Source organism: Kitasatospora sp. NPDC048407 (genome assembly GCF_043200475.1).
In the GTDB taxonomy this organism is placed as follows: Bacteria; Actinomycetota; Actinomycetes; order Streptomycetales; family Streptomycetaceae; genus Kitasatospora.
This window is the reverse complement of record NZ_JBICXW010000001.1, coordinates 543847-564904: the sequence shown is the minus strand read 5'-3', so window position 1 is coordinate 564904 and position 21058 is coordinate 543847. Positions and strand designations below refer to the sequence as shown.

At 72.4% G+C, this 21058-nt stretch carries 22 protein-coding genes; 15 read left to right on the top strand and 7 right to left on the bottom strand.

The features are described 5' to 3' along the window. Nucleotides 1–30: 30 nt before the first annotated feature. On the top strand, nt 31–402 hold the full coding sequence (locus ACGFWJ_RS02695) for a winged helix-turn-helix transcriptional regulator (protein WP_392944491.1): 372 nt from the start codon (nt 31–33) through the stop codon (nt 400–402). Between the two features lie 12 nt (nt 403–414). On the opposite strand, the gene ACGFWJ_RS02690 is transcribed toward ACGFWJ_RS02695, so the two are convergent. Next, entirely contained in the window at nt 415–1188 is a 774-nt protein-coding gene (locus ACGFWJ_RS02690) for an IclR family transcriptional regulator (RefSeq protein ID WP_392944489.1), read from the bottom strand. A gap of 363 nt (nt 1189–1551) precedes the next feature. Between ACGFWJ_RS02690 and ACGFWJ_RS02685 the strand changes: the two genes are divergently transcribed. From ACGFWJ_RS02685 to ACGFWJ_RS02660, 6 genes are all read left to right on the top strand, one after another. After that, nucleotides 1552–2577: an ABC transporter substrate-binding protein gene (locus ACGFWJ_RS02685; protein ID WP_392944487.1), complete on the top strand. Its 1026-nt coding sequence runs from the start codon at nt 1552–1554 to the stop codon at nt 2575–2577. An 88-nt stretch (nt 2578–2665) separates the two neighbouring features. Then, the gene (locus ACGFWJ_RS02680) at nt 2666–3742 is read left to right on the top strand and encodes an ABC transporter substrate-binding protein (protein WP_392944485.1); all 1077 of its coding nucleotides are present in this window, start codon (nt 2666–2668) and stop codon (nt 3740–3742) included. Next, nucleotides 3739–4596 (top strand): ABC transporter permease, encoded by an 858-nt coding sequence (locus ACGFWJ_RS02675; RefSeq protein ID WP_392944483.1) that lies wholly within the window; start codon nt 3739–3741, stop codon nt 4594–4596. The genes ACGFWJ_RS02680 and ACGFWJ_RS02675 overlap by 4 nt, the downstream gene beginning before the upstream one ends. Then, nucleotides 4593–5324 (top strand): ABC transporter ATP-binding protein, encoded by a 732-nt coding sequence (locus tag ACGFWJ_RS02670; RefSeq protein ID WP_392944481.1) that lies wholly within the window; start codon nt 4593–4595, stop codon nt 5322–5324. Before ACGFWJ_RS02675 ends, ACGFWJ_RS02670 begins: the two co-directional genes overlap by 4 nt. A 34-nt stretch (nt 5325–5358) precedes the next feature. After that, the gene (locus ACGFWJ_RS02665) at nt 5359–6327 is read left to right on the top strand and encodes an ABC transporter substrate-binding protein (protein WP_392944480.1); all 969 of its coding nucleotides are present in this window, start codon (nt 5359–5361) and stop codon (nt 6325–6327) included. Between the two features lie 5 nt (nt 6328–6332). Further along, complete coding sequence (locus ACGFWJ_RS02660; protein ID WP_392944478.1) at nt 6333–7400, top strand: LLM class flavin-dependent oxidoreductase; 1068 nt, start codon at nt 6333–6335, stop codon at nt 7398–7400. Between the two features lie 49 nt (nt 7401–7449). Here ACGFWJ_RS02660 and ACGFWJ_RS02655 read toward each other — a convergent pair whose 3' ends face one another. After that, a complete protein-coding gene (locus ACGFWJ_RS02655) occupies nt 7450–8439 on the bottom strand; it encodes an aldo/keto reductase (RefSeq protein ID WP_392944476.1) in 990 nt (329 codons plus the stop codon). Between the two features lie 126 nt (nt 8440–8565). Here ACGFWJ_RS02655 and ACGFWJ_RS02650 point away from each other — a divergent pair, with 126 nt between their 5' ends. Next, nucleotides 8566–9006, top strand: coding sequence for a group III truncated hemoglobin (locus tag ACGFWJ_RS02650; protein WP_392944474.1), 441 nt, complete (start codon nt 8566–8568; stop codon nt 9004–9006). A gap of 121 nt (nt 9007–9127) precedes the next feature. On the opposite strand, the gene ACGFWJ_RS02645 is transcribed toward ACGFWJ_RS02650, so the two are convergent. Next, nucleotides 9128–9319, bottom strand: a complete 192-nt coding sequence (locus tag ACGFWJ_RS02645) for a hypothetical protein (protein ID WP_387859649.1) — start codon at nt 9317–9319, stop codon at nt 9128–9130. Between the two features lie 372 nt (nt 9320–9691). Here ACGFWJ_RS02645 and ACGFWJ_RS02640 point away from each other — a divergent pair, with 372 nt between their 5' ends. The 4 genes from ACGFWJ_RS02640 to ACGFWJ_RS02625 all read left to right on the top strand — a co-directional run bounded on the left by ACGFWJ_RS02640 (nt 9692) and on the right by ACGFWJ_RS02625 (nt 16436). Continuing rightward, a complete protein-coding gene (locus ACGFWJ_RS02640) occupies nt 9692–12982 on the top strand; it encodes a BTAD domain-containing putative transcriptional regulator (protein WP_392944472.1) in 3291 nt (1096 codons plus the stop codon). Nucleotides 12983–13122: 140 nt separating this feature from the next. After that, nucleotides 13123–15258, top strand: a complete 2136-nt coding sequence (locus ACGFWJ_RS02635; RefSeq protein ID WP_392944470.1) for an MMPL family transporter — start codon at nt 13123–13125, stop codon at nt 15256–15258. 83 nt (nt 15259–15341) lie between these two features. Then, nucleotides 15342–15692, top strand: coding sequence for a DUF488 domain-containing protein (locus tag ACGFWJ_RS02630; RefSeq protein WP_392944468.1), 351 nt, complete (start codon nt 15342–15344; stop codon nt 15690–15692). Nucleotides 15693–15785: 93 nt separating this feature from the next. Beyond that, on the top strand, nt 15786–16436 hold the full coding sequence (locus ACGFWJ_RS02625; RefSeq protein ID WP_392944466.1) for a tetratricopeptide repeat protein: 651 nt from the start codon (nt 15786–15788) through the stop codon (nt 16434–16436). A gap of 77 nt (nt 16437–16513) precedes the next feature. On the opposite strand, the gene ACGFWJ_RS02620 is transcribed toward ACGFWJ_RS02625, so the two are convergent. Further along, complete coding sequence (locus ACGFWJ_RS02620; protein ID WP_392944464.1) at nt 16514–16843, bottom strand: hypothetical protein; 330 nt, start codon at nt 16841–16843, stop codon at nt 16514–16516. Between the two features lie 58 nt (nt 16844–16901). Then, entirely contained in the window at nt 16902–17348 is a 447-nt protein-coding gene (locus ACGFWJ_RS02615) for a MarR family winged helix-turn-helix transcriptional regulator (protein WP_392944462.1), read from the bottom strand. 59 nt (nt 17349–17407) lie between these two features. Here ACGFWJ_RS02615 and ACGFWJ_RS02610 point away from each other — a divergent pair, with 59 nt between their 5' ends. After that, nucleotides 17408–17758, top strand: coding sequence for a hypothetical protein (locus ACGFWJ_RS02610; RefSeq protein WP_392944460.1), 351 nt, complete (start codon nt 17408–17410; stop codon nt 17756–17758). Next, nucleotides 17743–18027, top strand: a complete 285-nt coding sequence (locus ACGFWJ_RS02605) for a YrdB family protein (protein ID WP_392944458.1) — start codon at nt 17743–17745, stop codon at nt 18025–18027. The genes ACGFWJ_RS02610 and ACGFWJ_RS02605 overlap by 16 nt, the downstream gene beginning before the upstream one ends. Nucleotide 18028: 1 nt before the next feature. Here the strand turns inward: ACGFWJ_RS02605 and ACGFWJ_RS02600 are convergent, their stop codons facing one another. Beyond that, complete coding sequence (locus ACGFWJ_RS02600; protein WP_392944456.1) at nt 18029–18727, bottom strand: SMI1/KNR4 family protein; 699 nt, start codon at nt 18725–18727, stop codon at nt 18029–18031. A gap of 61 nt (nt 18728–18788) precedes the next feature. Further along, the gene (locus tag ACGFWJ_RS02595; protein ID WP_392944454.1) at nt 18789–19181 is read right to left on the bottom strand and encodes a contact-dependent growth inhibition system immunity protein; all 393 of its coding nucleotides are present in this window, start codon (nt 19179–19181) and stop codon (nt 18789–18791) included. A 119-nt stretch (nt 19182–19300) separates the two neighbouring features. Between ACGFWJ_RS02595 and ACGFWJ_RS02590 the strand changes: the two genes are divergently transcribed. Next, on the top strand, nt 19301–21019 hold the full coding sequence (locus tag ACGFWJ_RS02590) for a universal stress protein (protein ID WP_392944452.1): 1719 nt from the start codon (nt 19301–19303) through the stop codon (nt 21017–21019). Nucleotides 21020–21058 lie beyond the last annotated feature (39 nt).

Here is a 21058-nt window from a genome sequence, read left to right as displayed (position 1 = left end):
GTACTTACCTTTTAGTAAGGGGAGTTGGCGATGGCCAAGGCGCCACGACGGGGCCCGTACATCTGTGGCATCGACGCCGCGCTCGACGTGGTGAGCGGCAAGTGGAAGGGCCTCATCCTCTGGGAGCTGGACACCCACGGAGTGCGCCGCTTCGCCGAACTCCGGCGCGCGCTACCGGGGGTGAGCGAGAAGATGCTGACGCAGCACCTGCGCGAACTGGAGGAGGACGGGCTGGTCCACCGCGAGGTGTACGCCCAGGTGCCGCCCCGGGTGGAGTACTCGCTGACCGAGGACGGACGCACCCTCAACCGCGCGCTCGGGCCGCTCGGCGCGTGGGGGACGGAGCGGGTGCGCCGTGAAGGCCTCGGGACGGTCGAGATTCCGGCGCCCGGTCAGCAGTGAGGCCCGCGGCCGTCAGCGTTCGTCCGGGGGGAGGAGGAGGACGGCGAGGGCCCGGGCACAGGTGTGGGCCTGGGCGAGGGTGTGGGGGAGGGTGTCGAGGGTGAGGTGGGCGGGGGTGGAGCGGAGGGCGAGCGCGAAGCGGGCCGTGGCGGTGGCGTCGAGGACGGGGACGGCGAGGGTGCGGACGCCGGGGGCGGATTCGCCGTCGTTGAGGGCGTAGCCGCGATCGCGGGTGAGGGCGAGTTCGGCGTCGAGGGCGGCGGGGTCGGTGAGGGTGCGGTCGGTGTAGGCGGGGAGCGGTCCGGGCAGCGGGCTCTCGGTGGGGGAGGGCCAGGCGAGCAGCACCTTGCCGAGGGCGGTGGAGTGCAGCGGGCGGCGCAGGCCGAGGCCGGTGGAGGGCAGGACGGAGCCGCCGACCAGGATGACGGCGTGCGGGCCGGAGCGGATGGCGAGGTCGGCGGTGGCGCCGGTGCGGCGGGCCAGCTGGTCGAGTTCGGGGCCGGCCAGGTGCAAGCCGCGCTGGTGGAAGGTGAGTTGACCGAGTTCGGCGACGGCCGGGCCGAGCCGGTAGCGGGCGGTGCGCTCGTCCTGGTCGAGGAAGCCGGTGACGACCAGGGTGCGGGCCAGGCGGTGCGCGGTGGAGACGGACAGGCCCATCCGGCGGGCGAGTTCGGAGGCGCTGAGGTCGGGGCCGTTGTCGTGGAAGCAGTGCAGCAGCCCGAGTGCTCGGTGCACTGCCTGGGCGCCGGCCGGTGGTGACTGGAGGGTTCCGGGGCTGGCGGGCATCGCGCACCTCTTCGGGAGTGGCTCATATGGGGTCAACTGCGGTGGGATTTCCAGGATATGGGTGTGATCGCGAACAGAGCATGTCGGCGGTGTTGCGGCAGCGCACCCTCGCGTGAACGGATGATCCCATCATTTGGCAAGGCTTGATCCGGGACCTGACCCCGTGGAACGCTCGACGCATCGGTGAACATCGGCAGCCACCGGCCCGGTGGGCCGGTCCGACAGGAGGGAGCGCACCGTGGGTACAGACCGGCTGCGCTCCCGCTGTTGTCGCTGAGCACCCTCCTCAACTCCCTTTTCCCGTCGCGCTGTTCCCACTGCGTGGGATGCCTGTGCGTTCTCTTAGATTTCCGGAGCCCCGCCATGAGCCCCGTACCCGCCGTTTCCGGCACGCCCCCGTACCCCGACACCCTGTGGTTCACCCGCTGCCCGGTGCCCACCGCCACCGGCATCGCCGCCGACCGCGGCTGGCTGGCCGAGGAGTTCGCGGCCGACGGCATCGAGGTGCGTTCCCTGCAGGACGCGCCGCCCGAGGTCGCCGCCGACCACCACTACACGCACGCGCTGACCGCGTTGTTCCGCGAGGGTGGCAACGTTCCTGCGCTGTGGGCCCGTTCGCGTGGTGAGCGGACCCGGCTGATCGGCCTCACCTGGATCGAGGAGCGTCAGGCGATTCTGGTTCGGGAGAGCGATGGGATTCGCTCGGCCGAGCAGCTGCGGGGCGCCCGGCTCGCGGTGCCCCGGCACTCGATCGGCATCGACTTCTGGCGGGCGATGGCCCTGGCCGGCCACCACGGCGCCCTGACGTCCGCGCAACTCGGCTCAGAAGACGTCGAGTTGACGGAGGTGGCGGCGGAGCCCGGGGGTGAGCAGTGGGCGGCCGAGCTGGCGGCGCTGCGGGACGGCCGGGTGGACGCGGTGTACGTAAAGGGCGCGCTCGCCGTGGAAGCCGCCCGCCGGTACGGCGCGGTGCCCGCCGTGGAGCTGGACGCCTTCGCCGACCGCCGCCACCGGGTCAACAATGGCACCCCGCGGCCGATCACCGTGCACCAGCAACTCCTGGACAAGCACCCCGAGTTGGTGGCCCGGTTCGTCGCCGTGCTGCTGCGCGCCGCCGACTGGGCGGCCGGGCAGCCGGACGAGGTAGCGCGCATCCTCGGGGCGGAGACCGGCGCCGGCCCGGAGGGCGTCGCCGGGGCTTACGCCGGGGGCGGACACCGCACCCTGCGCCTGGACCTGTCCGCCGAGCGCCTCGACCTGCTCGCCCAGCAGGAGCGGTTCCTGCACGCCCACGGCTTCCTCGCCGACCGGGTGGACGTCCACGCCTGGGCCGACCCCGCCCCGCTGGCCGCCGCCCGCGCCCTGCTCGCCACAGACGCCCGCTCCTGAAGCCCGAAGCCCGAAGCCCGTTCCTGAAGCCCTCGTTCGCCGAAGTCCGACCTTCCCCGACTCACCTGTGATCCAAGAGGAGAGACCCATGCGCAGCACCATTTCGCGCACCCCTGTCGCCGTCGCCGTCACCGCAGCTGGCGCCCTCGCCCTGACCGCCTGCGGCTCGTCCGGGTCGGAGGCGGGCAGGAGCGCCGGCGGCAAGGGCGGCGAGGTGGTGCTCCGGGTGCCCGACCCCGGGAACTCCGGGTTCCTGGCGAAGGGGAAGAAGGACGGGTCGCTGGACCGGGCGCTGGAGGCCGTGCACGCCAGGGTGGTGTGGACGGGCAGCGCCGGGCCGTTCGCGCCGGCCGCGCAGGCGCTGAACGCGGACCAACTGGACGTCGCGCAGGGCTCGATCACCTCCGCGATCACCGCGCTCGCCCAGAAGCCCGGCTTCAAGCTGTTCGCGCAGCTCGAGCCCGACCAGGCCGGCGAAGGCATCCTGGTGAAGAACGGCTCGCCGATCAAGGAGGTCAAGGACTTGATCGGCAAGAAGGTCGCGGTCTCCCAGGGCGGCACCTCCGAGTACCTGCTGCTGAAGGCGTTGGAGAAGAACAACATCCCGGCCGACCAGGTGCAGCGGGTCTACCTGCGCGCCGACCAGACCTCCGGCGTCTTCAACTCCGGCCAGGTGGACGCCTGGGCGACCTGGGGGACGTTCTCCATCCCGGCGATCGCCAACACGGGTGCGCACTTCCTGGTGGACGGCAAGGCCGTCGGCAGTGACAACTATGCGGTGTGGGCGGCCCGTTCGGGCTTCGCCGAGCAGCACCCCGAGGTGCTGAAGGCGTTCTACGGCTACCTGCACGAGAACGGCGCGAAGGAGAAGGCCGACCCCGCCGCCTACCTGAACGTGTTCACCGACGCGGGCCCGACCGCCGTCAGTCCGGCCGAGCAGCAGGTCGCCGTCGAGTTCGGCAAGCAGCGCGCCGTGGACTCGCCGATCACCGAGGCGGACATCGCCCGGTTCGGTGTGGTCGCCGCGTTCTACGCCGAGCAGGGCGTCACCAAGTCGAAGGTGGACGTCAAGCCCTACCTGATCGACATCAACTCCTTTGGCGGAGCGGCTTCCGGCGCGGCTTCCGGCGTGGCTTCCGGAGAAGCTTCCGGAGCGGCGAAGTGACCGCCGCCCCCGTCACCGCCGAGCAGGCGCGGGCCGCCGGGCTGGAAGCCCCGCGCGCCCGGACCACCGCCGACCGCCCGCGCGGCGTCTCGCTCGCCCTGCGCACCCTCGGCCCGCTCGCCCTGCTGGGCGCCTGGCAGGTCTCCTCCGCGACCGGCGTGCTCACCCCCGACGTGCTCGCCTCGCCCGGCCAAGTCGTCCAGGCGGTGGGCGAGTTGTGGGGCAACGGGCAGCTGACCGCCGCGCTGTCCACCTCGCTGACCAGGGCCGCGCTCGGCCTGCTGTTCGGGGCGGGCACCGGGCTGGTGCTCGGCGTGGTCACCGGATTCTTCCGGCTCGGCGAGGAGTTGCTCGACTCCGCCGTCCAAGTGCTGCGCACCGTCCCGTTCCTGGCGCTGGTGCCGCTGTTCATGGTGTGGTTCGGCATCACCGAGACCGCGAAGGTCGCGCTGATCGGCGTCGCCACGTCCTTCCCGATGTACGTCTCCACCTCCGGCGGCGTGCGCAACACCGACCGCAAACTCGTCGAGGCGATGCGCAGCTTCGGACTGTCGCGCTGGGCGATTGTCCGCGAGGTCGTTCTGCCCGGTGCGCTGCCCGCGCTGCTGTCCGGACTGCGGCTGTCGATGACGCTCAGCGTGATCGCGCTGATCGCCGCCGAGGAGATCAACTCCACTGAGGGAATCGGCTACTTGATGGCGCAGGCGCAGAACTTCTCGCGCACCGACGTGCTCGCCGTGTGCATCCTGATCTACGGCCTGCTGGGCCTGGCCGCCGACGGCGCCGTGCGCGTCCTCGAGCGGGTGCTGATGCCGTGGCGTCCGGTCAACGGGCGGGCGGGTGCCGGGCGATGACCACTCCTGCTGTTCACGTCCGGGGCCTGCGACGGGTGTTCGGCACCCGGGCCGTCCTGGACGGCATCGACCTGGACATCGCCCGCGGCGAATTCCTCGCCCTGCTCGGCGCGTCCGGCACCGGAAAGACCACGCTGCTGCGGATCCTCGGCGCACTCGACCGGGCCGACGAGGGCACCGTCCTGGTGCCGCCCGCGCGGACGGTGGTCTTCCAGGAACCGCGGCTGATTCCTTCCAAGCGCGTCCTCGGCAACGTCACCATCGGCCTGCCGCGCGGCACCGACACCCGGGAGACTGGGCGGCGGGCACTCGCCGAAGTCGGCCTCGCCGGCCACGCCGACGCCTGGCCCAGCACCCTGTCCGGCGGCGAGGCGCAGCGCGCCGCGCTCGCCCGGGCCCTCGTGCGCGAACCCCGACTGCTGCTGCTGGACGAGCCGTTCGCCGCCCTGGACGCACTCACCCGGCTGCGCATGCAGGACCTGGTCGGCGACCTGTGCCGCCGACACCGCCCCGCCGTGCTGCTGGTCACCCACGACGTGGACGAGGCGATCCGCCTCGCCGACCGGGTGGCCGTGCTGCGCGACGGCGCACTCGTGCGGGACGAGACGGTCGCCGTCGAACGCCCCCGCGACCCCGCCGACCCCGCCTTCGCGACGCTGCGCCGCGACCTGCTCGCCGACCTCGGCGTGCACCAGGAAGCCAAGGCAGAAGCCCACAAGTCCGACTGACGCCTCGTCAGCCACAGAGAAAGAGCTCTCATCCATGACCGTCACCGTCGGTGTGCACCGCTCCAACCCGTCCCTCTACCACCTGGCCCGACTCGACTACCTCCAGCAGGAGTTGGCGCCGCTCGGCGAGACCGCCGAGTTCCACCACTACGCCGACGGCACGAAGACCGGCGGCTACCTGGCGGACGGCACCATCGACTTCGGCGGGACGGGATCCACCCCGCCGATCACCGCGCAGGCCGCCGGGCACGACATCGTGTACACGGCGGTGTCCGCGCCCCGGCCCGACCACGGGGCGCTGCTGGTCGCCGCCGACGGCCCGATCGCCTCGGTCGCCGACCTGAAGGGCACCACCGTGGTGCTCGCCGTCGGCTCCTGGCAGACCCACCTGCTCGCCAAGGCCCTGCACCAGCACGGGCTTTCGTACCGCGACGACCTCACCGCCGAACGCCCCGCGGGCGACGAGGCCGAGCGGCTGCGCAGCGGCGCCATCGCCGGCTGGATCGCGCAGGGCGCGGAACTCGCCGCCGCCCGCCGCACCGGCGGGTTCCGCGAACTGATCCGCACCACGGACGTGATCACCGACCGCTCGGTGTTCTTCGCCCGCCGTGAACTCGCCGTCCAGCGGCCCGAAGTGGTCGCCGCGATCGTCACCGCCCTTCAGCGCGCCGACCACTGGGCCGCCGCCCACCCCGAGGAGGCGGCCGCGATCGCCGCCGCCGACCAGGGCGGAGAGGCGGTCGACTGGCGCGCCGCGCTGAGCGCACTGCCCTGGCAACTGGGGCCCGCCACCGCCGAGTTCGTTGCCGAGCAGCAGGAAGCCGCCGACATCTTCCACCGGGTCGGCTTCATCGACCGGCCCGTCACCGTCGCCGACATTCACCTGCCCGCTCTGGAGCAGCCGGTCGCCGACGCCATCGCCCGCGCCGCGAACTCCCGCGCCGCGAACTCCCGCGCCGCGAACTCCCGCGCCGCGAACTCCCGCGCCACGAAGGGGAACTGACCGCCATGGCCACCGAAGTCCTGTGGTACCTGATCCCCCGCGAGGGCCACTACCCGTGGGAGCCCGAGGGCCGCCGGCCGGTCGACCTCGGCTACCTCCAGCACCTCGCCGCCACCGTCGAACGACTCGGCTACACCGGCGCGTTGCTCGCCACCGACCAGTACGACGTGTGGGCGCTCGGCTCCGCGCTCGCCGCCGCCACCGGCCCCGGCTTCCAGCCCCTACTTGCTGTTCACCCCGGGCTGATCTCGCCCACCCTGCTCGCCAAGATGGCGCTGTCCTTCGAGCACCTGCACGGCGCCGGCCGACTGCGCTTCAACGTGGTCAACGGCTCCACCAACCAGCTGCGCGAGTACGGGCTGCACGTCGAGCACGACGACCGCTACCGGCTGTCCGCCGAGTACTGGAGCCTGGTCAAGCGCCTCACCAGCGGCGAAGTCTTCGACCACGAAGGCGAGTTCTACCAGCTGAAGAACGCCGGTGCGTCGCTGCGCGACCTGCCGCCGCTGCGCGAGGGCCACATACCGCTCTGGTTCGGCGGATCATCCCCGGCCGGCATCGAGGTCGCCGCCGAACACGTCGACGTGTACCTCACCTGGGGCGAACCGCCGCACCTGCTCAGGGAGAAGCTCGACCTGGTCCGCGAACGCGCCGCCGCGCACGGCCGCACCCTGCGGCTCGGCCTGCGGCTGCACCTGATCCTCCGCGACACCGAGGAACAGGCCTGGGCCGCCGCCGACCGCCTGCTCGACGTCACCAGCCAGGCCACCTACGCCCGCCAACTCGGCGGCACGCAGGGCGAGGACGGCGTCGGCTGGCAGCGGCAGTTCCGCCAGCACGGCGGCCGGGTGCCCGCCCGCGCCCGCGAACTGGAGGCCCATCCCAACCTGTGGCCCGGGATGAGCCTGTTCCGGCCGGGGCCCGGCACCGCCGTGGTCGGCTCCACCGAGCAGGTCGTCGAACGGCTCCGGGAATACCAGGAGTTGGGCGTCGACACGTTCATCCTGTCCGGCAACCCGCTGCTGGAGGAGGCCTACCGGGTCGCCGAGACCGTGCTGCCGCAGCCGCACTGACACTGCACGGGTGGGCGGCCGACTCTCCCCGGCCGCCCACCGTCAGGCCTCAGCCGATCAGCCGGTCGATCTCCGCCAGCTCCCCGGCGGTCAGCGGGCCGGCCGCCAGCGCGTCCAGGTTCTGGTCCAGCTGCCGCACACTCGACGCGCCGACGATCACCGACACCACCCGCTCGTCCCGCAGCACCCAGGACAGCGCTAGCTGCGCCAGGCTCTGACCGCGGCCCTCCGCGACCTTCGCCAGCGCCCGCAGCTGCGCCAACTTCCCCTCCGTCAGCGCCTCGTGCTTCAGGAAGTGCCCCACCGACATCCGCGAACCCGCCGGCACCTCGCCGCTCAGGTAGCGGTCCGTCAGCAGACCCTGCGCCAGCGGCGAGTACGCGATCAGCGCCGTCTGCGTCTCACCGACCGCGTCCAGCAGCCCCTGCTCCGGCTCGCGGTTCAGCATCGAGTAGCTGGCCTGGTTCAGCAGGCACGGCGTACCCAGCTCGCGCAGGATCGCCACCGCCTCGCGGTGCTGCTCCGCCGGGTAGTTGGAGATCGCCGCGTACAGCGCCCGGCCCGAGCGGACCGCCGTGTCCAGCGCCCCCATCGTCTCCTCCAGCGGAGTCGTCGGGTCCCAGCGGTGCGAGTAGAAGACGTCGACGTAGTCCAGACCCATCCGCTCCAGCGACTGGTCCAGGCTCGCCAGCAGGTACTTGCGCGAGCCGCCGTCGCCGTACGGGCCCGGCCACATGTCCCAGCCCGCCTTCGACGCGATGAACATCTCGTCCCGGTACGGGCGGAAGTCCTGCGCGAACAGGTAACCGAAATTGCGCTCCGCACTGCCGTACGGCGGGCCGTAGTTGTTCGCCAGGTCGAAGTGCGTCACGCCCCGGTCGAACGCCCGGCGCAGCACCGCGCGCTGCACCTCCAGGGGCTGGGAGTCACCGAAGTTGTGCCACAGACCGAGCGAGACGGCGGGCAGCTGCACGCCGCTGCGCCCGGCGCGGCGGAAAGTCATCGAGGCGTAGCGGTCGTCCGCGGCGAGATAGGTCATACCGGCATCCTGCCAGGTGAGCGCGGTGATGGGGACCAACGGCCCTCCCGTCGGGACCGGCCCCGACGTACCCTGAGCGGGCCTGACCAGCATCAGGAGGAACGCGATCAGCATGAGGAGGAAGCCGTGACGCTGCCGGACATCGCCACCCGGGCCGACCTGGAGTCCGCCCTGCGCCGCTTCTACGGTGCCGCGTTCGCCGACCCGCTGCTCGGCCCGATATTCACCGAGATCGCCCGCCTGGACCTCGAAACGCATTTGCCGAGGATCACCGATTTCTGGGAGAGCGCACTGCTGCGCACCGCCTCCTACCGGGGCAATGCGCTCGCGCCGCATGCCGCGCTGCACGCGACAAGTCCGCTCAATGCCGAACATTTCGGCCGGTGGGTCCAGCTCTGGCGCGCCACCCTGGACGGCCGCCACGCCGGCCCCGTCACGGAACGCGCCAAGGCCCAGGCCCAGCGGATCGCCGTCGCGATGCTCCGCCGCCTCGGCGAGGGCGACACCGGAGGCGGCAGCGGCGGCTTCGTTCCGCTGTCCGCCGTCCGCCTCGCCTCCGGGGTGTGAGCGACTTTCGTGGTGTGGGCGACCGGCTGCCGGGGAGGTGTGGTGTGCCTCCGGTGAGCAGGTCGCCGCTGGTCGATGAGCTCCGACCCGGTCTCCGCTGACCCGATTACTCCTGACCCGATTACTTCTGGCCCCAGGTCACGTCCCAGTCCGGGCCGCCGTGGTTCTCGTTCGGCGTGGAGACCGAGGCGCCGGTGGCGAGGGTGGCCGGGGCAGCGTGCGAGGACGGCGCGGAAGAGATTCCGATCAGCACGGCGATACCGGCGGAAAGCAGGCCGACGAAAGCGGTACGAGCGACACGGGTGGCGTTCACGGAAATCTCTTCTCTGTGCGAAGTGCAGTGTGTGGTGAGTGAATTCCCCGGTGAATTGTGCGGGGAATTCGCTGCGTCGGATCCGGGTCTGGTCTTTCCTGCTCCCCTGCCGACGAGCACTACTTTGGCCCCCCGCCGGGGACGCAGGGAAGGGCTTGAGGGTGGACGGATCATGCAGTGGCACAAGTCGTCCACACCTCCCCCCTCCCCGCGGCACAGCCCGGCCGCTGGCGGCAGGGGTAAATCCGCTGGTGGGATGGGGTGTTGCGGGCGCCGCCAGGGCTTGGAGCCGACTTGGAGACCGCGGGCGGCCGCGCTTGGAGCGCAGGTGGTGGACGGTTCCGGACAGGCATCGCATAGGCTCGGCGCACGATGGTGCGGATCACTGTGCTCGGGGCACTCACGGCGCAAGTGGCGGGGGACGCAATCCGGTTGGGCGGCCCGCGCCAGCGCGCCGTGCTCGCCCGCCTGCTGGCCGCCCGCGGCGCGCCCGTCTCCGCCGGCCGGCTGATCGACGACCTGTGGGACGGTGCCCCGCCCGCCAAGGCCGCCGTCTCGCTCCAGACCTACGTCTCCAACCTGCGCCGCCTGCTGGAACCCGCGCGCGGCCCCCGACAGGAGCCGCGGCTGCTGGTCAGTGCGGAACGCGGCTACGCGGTGCGCGAAGTGCACACCGACGCCGCCGAGTTCGAGACGCTGGTCGCGGCCGGAGAGCCGCGGCGGGCACTGGAACTGTGGCAGGGCACCGCGTACGGGGAGTTCGCGGACCGGCCGTGGGCCGCCACCGAGACCGCCCGGCTGGAAGAACTCCGCACCGGCGCCCGGGAGTCCGCGACCGCACGGGCACTGGGCGAGGGCCGCCTCGCGCTGGCCGTGCAGGACGCCACCGCACTGGTCGAGGAGCACCCGCTGCGCGAGGAGGGCTGGCGCCTGCTCGCCCTCGCCCTCTGGCACGCCGGCCGCCAGGCCGAGGCCCTCACCGCCGTCCGCCGCGCCCGTACCCACCTCGCCACCGAACTCGGACTCGACCCCGGCCCGGCCCTCACCGAGCTCGAAACCGCCATCCTGCGCCAGCAGTTGGACCACCTCGCGCTGCCCGCCGGCCCGGCCGAGAGCGCGCTGCCCGCCGCGCCGGAGCGCACTGCCGCGAGTCGCCCCGGCGGGGTGTTCGTCGGACGCCTGGAGGAGCTGGCCGCGCTCCGGCGGGCCGCCGAGGCCGCGCGCGGCGGGGCCGGCTTCGCGCTGGTCAGCGGCGAGGCCGGAGCCGGAAAGTCCACCCTGCTGGGCCGGCTGACGGAGGAACTCACCGGCCACGGCTGGCGGGTGGTCACCGGCCGCTGCCCGGAGAGCGCCGGCGCCCCGGCCGCCTGGGCCTGGACCGAAGTACTGCGCGAACTCACCGCACAGGAACCGGACCCAGCCGCCGACCCCGAACTCGCCCCGCTGCTCGCCGATCCGGAACCCACCGCCCGTCAGGACGCGCTGTCCGGCCGGTTCCGCCTGCACCGCGCCGTCGTCGCCCGCCTGCACGCCGCCGCCCGCAGCACCCCCCTCGCCGTCCTGCTCGACGACCTGCACGCCGCCGACCCCGAAACCCGCGAACTGCTCGGCGAACTCGCCGCTCACCACGCACCCGGCGCCCCCGACGGCGGCCTGCTGGTGGTCGCCGCGCTGCGCCCCGGCGAGGGCGAACTCGCCGACGTACTCGCCCGGTTGGCCCGGCGCTCACCCACCCGGGTGCCACTCGGCGGCCTCGCCGAGGTCGACGCCGGACGGCTGATCGAAGCGGTCTGCGCCGCCCCCGTCCGCCCCGAAACCGTCCACGCGCTGGCCGAACGCACCGGCGGCAACCCGTTCTACCTCACCGAGAGCGCCCAACTGCTCGCCCTCGAGGACGAATCGACCGCACTGAAGCAGGTGCCACAGGGCGTCCGGGACGTCCTGCGGCGACGCTTCGAGCGGCTGCCCGCACCCGCCGTCGACCTGCTGCGGCTGGCCGCCGTCGCCGGACGGGAGAGCGACGTCGACCTGCTGGTCCGGGCCGGCGAACAGGACGAGGACACCGCCACCGAGGCCGTCGAAGCGGCCGTCGCGGGCGGACTGCTGCTCGAACCCCGGCCCGGTACCGTCCGGTTCGCCCACCTGCTGGTCCGCGACACGCTGTACGCGGACCTCGGCGGCCTGCGCCGGGCCCGCCTGCACGGCCGGATCGGACACGCCCTGCGCGAGCTGCGCCCCGGCGAACTCGCCGCCCTCGCCCACCACTTCACCCAGGCCGCGACCACCGCCACCGCCGAACTCGCCGTCGAACACTGCGTCCGCGCCGCCGAGGCCGCCGAACGCCGCTACGCCCACCGCAGCGCCGTCACCCTGCTCCGGCAGGCCGTCGACAACCTGGAGCGCGCCGCCGAACAGCCCGGCGAGGACCGGGCCGCCCGCCGCATCGACCTGCTCGGCGCACTGCTGCGCGCCCAGGTCCGGGCCGGACAGGTCACCGACGCCGGAGCGACCAAAGCGCACGCCCTGCGGCTCGCCCGCGAATCCGGCCGCGAAGACCTGCTGATCGCCGCCTGGACCGCCTGGACCGAACCCACCCCCTGGGTCACCCACCCCTACGGCACCCTCGACCAGGACGCCATCGACACCCTCGGCCGGCTGCTGCGCCGCACCGACCTGCCGCCCGCCACCCAGTGCCGGCTGCTCGACGCGCTCACCCACGAACTCGACTGCACCGGCTCGACCGCGGCCGTCGACGCCGCCACCCGCGCCGTCGCGCTGGCCCGCGCCGAGAACGACCCGCGCCTGCTGTGCCTCGCACTCGCCGCCCAGGCCCGCGCCTGCGACCACGAACTCGCCGCCGTGGACCGGCTCCACCTCGCCGAGGAGATCACCGCACTCGCCGTCGAACACGACCTGCCCGCCTACCGCTGGCACGCCGAACACCTCGCCGCCACCGCCGCCGCCGTCCGCGGCGACCTCCCCGCGCTGCGCCGCCACCTGACGGCCGGCGAGGAACTCGCCCAGCGCTACCGGCTGGTGGAACTCTCCGACGTGGTGCTGTGCCAGCGCGGCATGCTGGAACTCGCCGCCGACCGGGTCGAGGAGGCCACCGCCCTGTACGACCGGGCCATGGCGAGCCTGCGGGCCCGCAGTTCGCTGCACGCCGACGCGCTCGACGCGCTGGTGCGGATCGTGATCGCCCACCGGCAGGGCCGCCTCGCCGAGATGCTCCCGCTGATCGACCACCACCGCGCCGAGTACGGCCCGCTGGTCGCCGACGTCGCCGCGCTCGCCCTGCTCGCCGCCGGACGCCCCCGCGAGGAGGCCCGCGCGGCCCGCGCCGAGCGCCGCACCGTGCAGGCCGACTACTTCCGCTCGCTGTTCCTGGTGCTGCGGGCGGACGCCGCGATGGCCCTGGACGAGCACCGGGAGATGGCCGAACTCCTCGACGAGCTGAGGCCGTTCGCCGACCTGGTGGCCGGCGCCAGCTCCACCTCGATCGCCTCCCGCCCGGTCGCTCTCTCGCTCGGCGAACTCGCCCGCAGGCTCGGCCGCACCGCCGAGGCCGCCGAGCACTTCCGGCACGCCGCCGAAGTCGCCCGCCGCTGGGAGTCCCCGAGTTGGGAGGCCCAGGCGCGGGAAGGGCTCAGAGCGTTGGCTTGATGACGCTTTTCGGGCACATGGAAGATCGTCCGGACGATTTCCACGTCCCTACCAAGTGCACTCCAAGACGGCACTCCCACACTGGTGTTCGTCAGTTGACCGTCAGTTGACCCGAACGCCTTACGGGAGGCACCCGCACCATGTCCACACTCCTCGGCCGCCTCGGCGGGGCAGCTGCCGCCCGGCCCTGGCGCACCGTCGCCGCCTGGCTGCTGCTGATCGCCGCGATCTTCGGCCTGGCCCGGGCGTTCGGCGGCGAACCCCACGACAGCTACCGGGTACCGGGCACCCGCTCCACCGCCGGCCTGGACCTGCTGAACGAGCGCTTCCCGGAGACCGCCGGCGCCGGCGCCCGCGTGGTGGTCCACGACCGCAACGGGAAAGCGCTTGCCGAAGACACCCTGACCGCCCTGCGCACCCGGCTGACCGCCGTACCGCACGTGATCGCGGTCACCCCGCCGATACCCTCCCGGAACGGCGACACAGCGCTGCTGACGCTCAGTTACGACGTCGAGGTCACGGCGTTCAAGGGCTCCGAAGGACTCGACGCGCTGCACGACGCCGCCCGGCCCACCACCGACGCCGGCTACCAGGTCGAGTACGGCGGACAGGTCCCCGAACACTTCTCCGCCCCCGACGGCACCGCCGAGGCGATCGGCATGACCGCCGCCCTGATCATCCTGGTGATCGCGCTCGGCACCGTGGTCTCCGCCGGACTGCCGCTGCTCGTCGCCCTCGCCGGACTCGCCGCCGGCACCGGACTGATCACCCTGATGGCCGCCGTCACCGACATCAGCAACATCGCCCCCACCGTGGCCTCCATGGTCGGCCTCGGCGTCGGCATCGACTACGCCCTGCTACTGGTCTCCCGGCACGTCGAAGGACTGCGCAACGGCCTGGACCCGCGGGCCGCCGCCACCGCCGCCAACGCCACCGCCGGCTCGTCCGTGGTGGTGGCCGGCTGCACCGTCCTGGTCTCGCTGTTCGGCCTGAAGCTCGCCGGCCTGTCCATCTACGCGTCCTTCGGCTACGCGACCTTCGCCACCGTCGGCGCCGTCATGCTCGCCTCGCTCACCCTGGTCCCCGCCCTCGCCACCCTGGCCGGCCCCCGCCTGCTGCGCCGCGCCGAGCGCCGAGCCGCCGGTGCTTCCACCGTGAAGACCGGCGGTCCCACCCGGACCGAGCGCTGGGCGCGCCTGATCGGCCGCCGACCGATCGCCGCCGCCGTGCTCTCGCTGGCCGTCCTGCTCGGCCTGGCCGCACCGATGCTCGGCATGCGCACCTGGCCGCAGGACGCGGGCAGCCAGGCCGCCGGCAACACCACCCGCAAGGCGTACGACCTGATCGCCGACGCGTACGGCCCCGGCGCCAACGGCCCGCTGCTGCTCGCCGTCGACCTCGACCGGCTGCCGAAGAGCGAACTCCCGGCGCTGGAAGCCAAGTTGGCGCGGGAGCCGGAGCTGGAGCAGGTTCAGCCCGCCCAGTTCAACCGGGCCGGGAACGCCGCCGTGATCACCGTCCAGCCGAAGACCGGCCCGCAGGACGAGGCCACCGCGCAACTGGTGAAGCGGCTGCGCGACCACGAACTGCCCGCCGGCGTCGAGGTGACGGGCGTCGTCGCGAGCTTCTCCGACATCTCCGACCGGCTCTCCGCCCGCCTCTGGGTGGTCGTCCCGTTCGTGGTCGTGCTGTCGCTGGTACTGCTCACGGCGCTGTTCCGGGCGCCGGTGATCGCGGTGAAGGCGGCCGCGATGAACCTGCTGTCGGTGGCCGCCGCGTACGGAGTCATGACGGCGGTGTTCCAGAACGACGCGACCGCCGAGCTGCTCGGACTGCCGCACGCCGTGCCGGTGTCCAGCTGGGTGCCGATCCTGATGTTCACCGTGCTGTTCGGCCTCTCCATGGACTACGAGGTCTTCCTGCTCTCCCGGGTCCGCGAGGACTGGCTGGCCACCGGCGACGCCAAGGGCAGCGTGGTGCGCGGCCTGTCCGCAACCGGGCGGGTGATCAGCAGCGCGGCCGCCATCATGGTCGCGGTGTTCACCGGCTTCGCGATCGACCCCGACATCACCGTCAAGATGATCGGCGTCGGCATGGCGGTCGCCGTCCTGATCGACGCCACCGTGGTCCGGCTGGTGCTGGTGCCCGCCACCATGACCCTGCTCGGCCGCCACAACTGGTGGCTGCCGCGCTGGCTCGACCGGCTGCTCCCGCAACTGCGCATCGAGCACGGCGACGCGCCGGCCGCCCCCGCGGAACAGCCGGTCGCCGTCTGACGTGGCAGGGCCCGCCCCCTCCGGGCGGGCCCTGCCTCGTGCTCCGTGTCGCCCACTGTTCGCCAGGTGCTTACCGTGGGTGCATGAGCGTGCGAGTGGAACGGGTGTACGAGGCGCCGGACGGCGGGGTGCGGGTCCTGGTGGACCGGCTGTGGCCGCGCGGACTGAAGAAGGAGGACGCCCACCTGGACCGCTGGGCCAAGGAAGTCGCACCGTCGACCGAACTGCGCCACTGGTTCCACGGCCCCGACGGCGAGTACCAGGAGTTCGCCCGCCGCTACCAGGCCGAGCTCGACGCGCCGCAGGCACAGGACGAGTTGGACGAGCTGCGGGAGCTGGCGGCGAAGGGCGACCTGGTGCTGCTGACGGCGGTCAAGGAGCCGTCGCACAGCCATGTGTCGGTGCTGCTGGAACGGTTGGAGCAGCCGGGGTAGCTGTTGGGGCCGGCTGTGCGGGCTTCCGGGACGCCCGCCGGATGCTCAAGGCGCTCTGATTAGCCGGGAGTTGACGCCCGTTACGATCGCCGAATGACTGTGGACGGACGGATCGAAGAAGCAGAACTCCGCTACGAGCGGGCCGTGTTCAAGGGCGACACCAGCGCTCTCGAACCTGCCGAACGCGGGCTGGACGGGGTCGAAGCAGACCTCGCACTGGCCCGAGGGAAGATCATCCACGCCCGCTACCTGGGCGAACGCCTCGAAGACCCCCGGGAGTTGGGGCTCTTCGAACGGGCCGCCGAGCTGTACAGCCGGCTCGGCGACGAACGCGGCGAGGGCGAAGCACTGTTCTGGGTGGGCACGTTCCACCAGGTGGTACGGGACGACAACGAGACGGCGCTGCCCTCCCTCCGGCGGGCCAGGGAACTGGCCGCCCGGGCCGGCGACCGGCTGACCCTCTCGTACGCACTGCGGCACCTCGGCATCGCCGACCACACGACCGGCCAACTCGACTCCGCCCGCGCCCACTTGGAGGAGTCCACCCGGCTGCGCCGCGAACTCGGCTTCCTGCCCGGCGTCGCCGCCAACCTGATCGGCCTCGCCTTCCTCGCCTCCCAGCAGGAACGGCGCGAGGACGCGGCGGCGCTGCTCGCCGAGGCGGCCGAACTCGCCGAGAAGAGCGAGGCGTTCGGCGTGCAGGGGTGGGTGGCGGGGGCCCGGGAGGAGCTCGGCCTGGCGTGATCGCTTTTCCGTTCGTCCCGCCGGGATGATGGGTGCTCGGCGGGGTGAACGGGCAGGAGCGGCAGGGCAGTTCAGGCTCAGATCCCGGCGGGCTTGCGGTCCGGATCGGGGTGCGGCTTGCGGTCCGGCTCGGGGTGCGGCTCGTGGTCCGGCTCGGGGTGCGGGAGGAAGTGGCTCAGCCGGTAGCTGTCCGGGTGGTCGCCGCGGCCGCAGAACTCGTCCATCCGGAGGGTGGACCAGTCGAGGTCCGGTTCCGCCGTGCCGAGTTCACGGAGGTAGGCCTTCCACTCGCCGGCGTCCTGGGTGGCGAACTGCACCTGCCAGCTCCCCGCGTCCGGCGCGAAGCGGGCGGCGAACTGCTGGGTGAGCTCCTGGTGCTTGCGTTTTCTCTTCTTCTGACCTGGCACCGGCTCAGCATTCCCGGCGGAGGGTTTCCGGGCAAGCCGGATTCGCCGACGCGCCCTGTCAGTAGGGGAGTTGCTGCTCCCCGAGAGTGCGCAGGTGGCGGGCGAGGGCGGTGCGCTGGGCGGCGGTGAGGCCGTCGGTCAGGTCCGCGTCCACGGCCTCGGCGGCCTCGGCGCAACGGGCGAGCAGCTGACGTCCCTCGGCGGTGAGGGTCAGCACCTGGCGGCGACGGTCATCGGGGTCGCGGACGCGCTCGACCGCGCCCAACTCCTGCAACTGGTCCGCGAGGGCCACGATCAGGCTGGGCGCGACGCCCAGACGGGTCGCCAACTCCTGCTGGGACGCGGCCGATCCGGCATCCAGTGCGGCAAGCAGGCCCGCGTGCTTGGGCTTGATTCCCAGCTCCTCCACCCGGCCCGCGAACCGGTCCGAGGCCAGAGCACCGAGGGTGCCCAGGTTGAAGACCACCGTTGCGCGCAGCGCCGCTGCTCCCTTGACATCGCTCACAGCCCGAATGGTACCGTCCCTATATCGTTCAGCGTTCGAATGATTCAGGGGGAGATGGAATGAACGGTCTGCTGGTGGCCAACGCGGTGGCCGCACTGCTCAGCGCCGGATCCAGTGTGGCCGGGGCGATCCGCCCCGGACTGGTGCTGGCCGCGAACGAGCCGATCACCGCAGGGACGCGCCTCTACGCCGGGGCCTACACCGTCCGCGCCGTCCCGCTCGGACTCGTCACCGCGCTTGTCCTGGCCGCCGGTTCGCGCGCCGCGGCCTGGCCGATGCTGGTGGTCGCCGGGCTGGCGCAGGTGGGCGACACCGCGATCGGCGCCCGGCAACGGAACGTCGGCATGACCATCGGCGCCGGCGCGGCCGCCGTCCTGCACCTCACCACCGCCTGGTGGCTGTCCCGGTGAACGGCGTCGGACCCGTCGACGTACTCGTGTTCGCCGCCGAACTGGCCGTCTACGCAGCCGCCGCACACTGGTCCTGGACCCGCCCCGGCCGGCGGATTGTCCGGGCGGTCGGCGCCGTCGGGTCGGTCGCCCTGCTCGCCGTCCTCTGGGGCCAGTTCGCCGCACCGACCGCCACGCACGCCCTGCACGGCCCGGCGCGGGTGGCGTTCGAGATCTGCTGGTTCGGCACGGGCGCCCTCGCGGCGACCGGGAGTTGGCGGCGGAGGTAGGTCAGGCCCGCTGTATCGGACTTTTCCTGCCGACCCAGCGGTCGCAGATGGGTGTGCGTGCGGGGTCGCGGCTGCTGTCGGACGTGGTTCGGGACTCCTCGTGGGCGAGCCAGTCGAGGTACCACTCTTCGAATGTCGCGGCCTCGTGGTCGTCGTTCAGCAGCGGGCTCAGGCGATCGCACGCTGCGCGCCCATCCCACCACATGCGGCCTCGCATGGGGCCGGTGACCACCAGGAGTGTGGAGAAGCCGCAGCCGTGTTCCAGGAGGAAGACGGCACCGGTGGTTCGAGCGTCCTCGGCCGCGCCCACGGCCTCGTCCCAGGCGTCGTAATCGGCCTGGTAGGCCGCCTCGGAGGCGAAGTCCTCCCGGTTCGGCTCGCGGTCACAGAGGTAGTCGGATGCTGCGAGCGCGGTGTCGTGGTCGGGGAAGGGGACATGCAGCTTCCCGTTCTCCCAAGGTGCGGCGCCGTCCCAGTCCCAGCGCGAGCCGTCGAACCGCAGCGTCCGTACCTTGCCGCCGGCGCTGACGTGCAGCAGGTACTGGCGGTAGTCGTCGGGGAACGTCACGCCGAACTGTTCCTCGGCCTGGCGTACTTGCGCCTCGGTCAGAACGTCCGGGAGACCGCTCCGGCCGTTGATGCCCGTTCCCCGCTGCGCGAAGAGGGCGACAGTCCGGTGCCGTACCTCGGTCCAGTCCACTGCTCGCATGTTTGGCAAGGTAGCCGATCGGCCGAGCACGAACTGCGTCCGCCCCCGGACATCACGCCAGGTGGAACCCCTCGACACTGCGCCTCAGGGCGGGCGGTACGTCGGCCAACTCCGAGACGAACGAGCGGAGTTCCTGGCCGAGCTCGGGGAAGTCGGTCCAGACTCCCGCGTCCCTGGTGAGGACGGCGGCGAGCAGATCGCCCGGATAGTAGTCGCCTTCGGCCAGCGGTTCGGCCCGAAGGACTTCCAAGGCCAGTGGGAGGAGGTGGGCAAGCCCGAGGTTCTGCCCGATCAGCATCCGCAGGTTCTCGACCGTCAGGTCGCCGATGGGCTTGCGCCGAAGCTTGCGGGCGGTCGCCACCAGTGGGGTCTCGTGGTTCGGGATCGGCCAGCGATGGCGTTCGAGTTCCTCGAGGGAGCGGTCGCGGTTCACGGGTTGAGTCACCGGCCGATCGTCCCATGAGGGGCCAACTCGCCCGTCGGGTAAGCAGAGCGGTGTGTCGGCTGCGACTGCGAGGCTGTGATCCGTGTTGATCAAGGGATATGGCCCCCGGGCCGCTTGTCGTGGGTGAGGGGCTGCTCGAGCGTGCCGGGTTCTGGTCCAATCACCTGCTGGACATGGGCTGGTGCGCCTCGGGCGAGGTTCGGGCGGTGCCGGAGTGGTTCGGTGATGACGGTGCGGACGCTGACGCCCTGTCCGAAGTGCTCATGGACGAGCGGGCATGGCCGGTGCTGAGGGTTCCGTTCGGGGGCGGTCACTGTGCCGTTGTGGTGTACCGGAACCTCGTCGGTGACCGCGGGGTCGACTACTTGCTGACCCAGCCGGATTGGCCGCGAGCGGAGGAGTTGGCCGGCTACGACGGCGACTGGTCCGGTCCGGGACTGTCCTGGCGCGACGTCGTGCACATCGCCGAGACTCCCGACCCGGCCGCACCCGGTGTGCAGGACGTCGAGGCCCGACTGCTGCTCCTGCTGCCGTTGCTCGCGGAGGACGGCCTGCCGCCGGAGGCGCCGGCACGGGTGAGTGCCGCGCTCACGGCTGTTGGAGCGCCCGACGACTCTGTACGGGAGGCGGCCGGCCGACTTCTCCGGAACCGGCGGGGTCGTGATGGTGCCGAGTCCCCGCTGAGCGGTGGCAGGCACCACAGCGGGCAGGGCTCGGACGAGTCGGCGGTGCTGTGGGCGCTCAACCTCACCCGCGCCCAGAACGATGCGCTCGCCGATGCGCTGGGGAAGCAGGCCGTTGCGGGAGTTCTGAGCGGCGGCGGGGCCAAGGCGGAAAGCGGTTACCGTACAGCCGAATGCAACGGCCGGGCCCCCAGTGGGAAAGCGTTTTCCAGGGCCCGCGCCGTCCCTGCTTGGCCGGTGGTGCGGGGCGGCGCATGCTGGAAGGAGCGAGCCTGGTCCGAGGAGTGTGTGATGGAGATCAGGGGACCCAGTGGGGTGATTGCCGGGGTTGACGGCTCGGCGCCTTCGAACGAGGCTGCCGAGTGGGCGGCCCGGGAGGCCGAGCGGCGGGGGGAGAGTCTTCACCTGGTGCATGCCGTCAATACGGGGACCGTCACGCTCTCGCCGCGTACCGGGACGACCGTCACGGATCTGATCCTGCGCGAGGCGGAGGAGCTGCTGGAGTCCGTCCGGATGGGGCTGGAGGCTGCGCACCCGGGGTTGCGGATCACCGGTGACGTTGTTCCGCGCGATGCGGCGGAGGCGGTGCTGACGGCCGCCGAGCACGCCGGTCTGGCGGTGTTGGGGACGCGTGGGCACGGCGGGTTCGCGTCGTTGCTGCTGGGGTCGGTCAGTCTGCGGGTGGCCGCGCACGCGGCGTGTCCGGTGGTGGTGGTACGCGGGACGGAGTATCCCGACGGGCCGGTGCTGGTGGCCGTGCACGACGAGCGGGACGCGGCCGCGTTGCGGTTCGGGTGCGAGACGGCTGCCCGGCGGGGGTCGGTGGTGCGGGCGTTGCACACCTGGTCGCCGGTGGTCGCGGACGTCGGGCGGATGGCGCCGATGGTGGACGAGCTGGGGGAGGAGAACCAGCTGCACGAGCAACTGCTGGTGCGCACCTGCAATCCGGTGCGGGAGGAGTTCCCGGCCGTCGAGATGCAGTCGCAGCAACTGACCGGCAACACCGCCGCGACCGTGGTCGAGGAGTCGCGCGCCGCCTCGCTGGTGGTGCTCTCGCGGCATCAGCCGGCGCCGCGCTTCGGTCTGCGGCTGGCGACGCCCGTGCATGCCGTCCTGCATCACGCGCAGTGTCCGGTGGCGGTTGTGCCGGTATGAATCCGGCATGAATCCGGTATGAACAAGCCTTATTGGTAG

Excerpts from the sequence above, each read along its gene's own strand:
- ACGFWJ_RS02695 (WP_392944491.1), top strand. The coding sequence starts at position 31 with ATGGCCAAGGCGCCACGACGGGGCCCGTACATCTGTGGCATCGACGCC.
- ACGFWJ_RS02690 (WP_392944489.1), bottom strand. The coding sequence starts at position 1,188 with ATGCCCGCCAGCCCCGGAACCCTCCAGTCACCACCGGCCGGCGCCCAG.
- ACGFWJ_RS02685 (WP_392944487.1), top strand. The coding sequence starts at position 1,552 with ATGAGCCCCGTACCCGCCGTTTCCGGCACGCCCCCGTACCCCGACACC.
- ACGFWJ_RS02680 (WP_392944485.1), top strand. The coding sequence starts at position 2,666 with ATGCGCAGCACCATTTCGCGCACCCCTGTCGCCGTCGCCGTCACCGCA.
- ACGFWJ_RS02670 (WP_392944481.1), top strand. The coding sequence starts at position 4,593 with ATGACCACTCCTGCTGTTCACGTCCGGGGCCTGCGACGGGTGTTCGGC.
- ACGFWJ_RS02665 (WP_392944480.1), top strand. The coding sequence starts at position 5,359 with ATGACCGTCACCGTCGGTGTGCACCGCTCCAACCCGTCCCTCTACCAC.
- ACGFWJ_RS02660 (WP_392944478.1), top strand. The coding sequence starts at position 6,333 with ATGGCCACCGAAGTCCTGTGGTACCTGATCCCCCGCGAGGGCCACTAC.
- ACGFWJ_RS02655 (WP_392944476.1), bottom strand. The coding sequence starts at position 8,439 with ATGACCTATCTCGCCGCGGACGACCGCTACGCCTCGATGACTTTCCGC.
- ACGFWJ_RS02640 (WP_392944472.1), top strand. The coding sequence starts at position 9,692 with ATGGTGCGGATCACTGTGCTCGGGGCACTCACGGCGCAAGTGGCGGGG.
- ACGFWJ_RS02635 (WP_392944470.1), top strand. The coding sequence starts at position 13,123 with ATGTCCACACTCCTCGGCCGCCTCGGCGGGGCAGCTGCCGCCCGGCCC.
- ACGFWJ_RS02630 (WP_392944468.1), top strand. The coding sequence starts at position 15,342 with ATGAGCGTGCGAGTGGAACGGGTGTACGAGGCGCCGGACGGCGGGGTG.
- ACGFWJ_RS02625 (WP_392944466.1), top strand. The coding sequence starts at position 15,786 with ATGACTGTGGACGGACGGATCGAAGAAGCAGAACTCCGCTACGAGCGG.
- ACGFWJ_RS02610 (WP_392944460.1), top strand. The coding sequence starts at position 17,408 with ATGAACGGTCTGCTGGTGGCCAACGCGGTGGCCGCACTGCTCAGCGCC.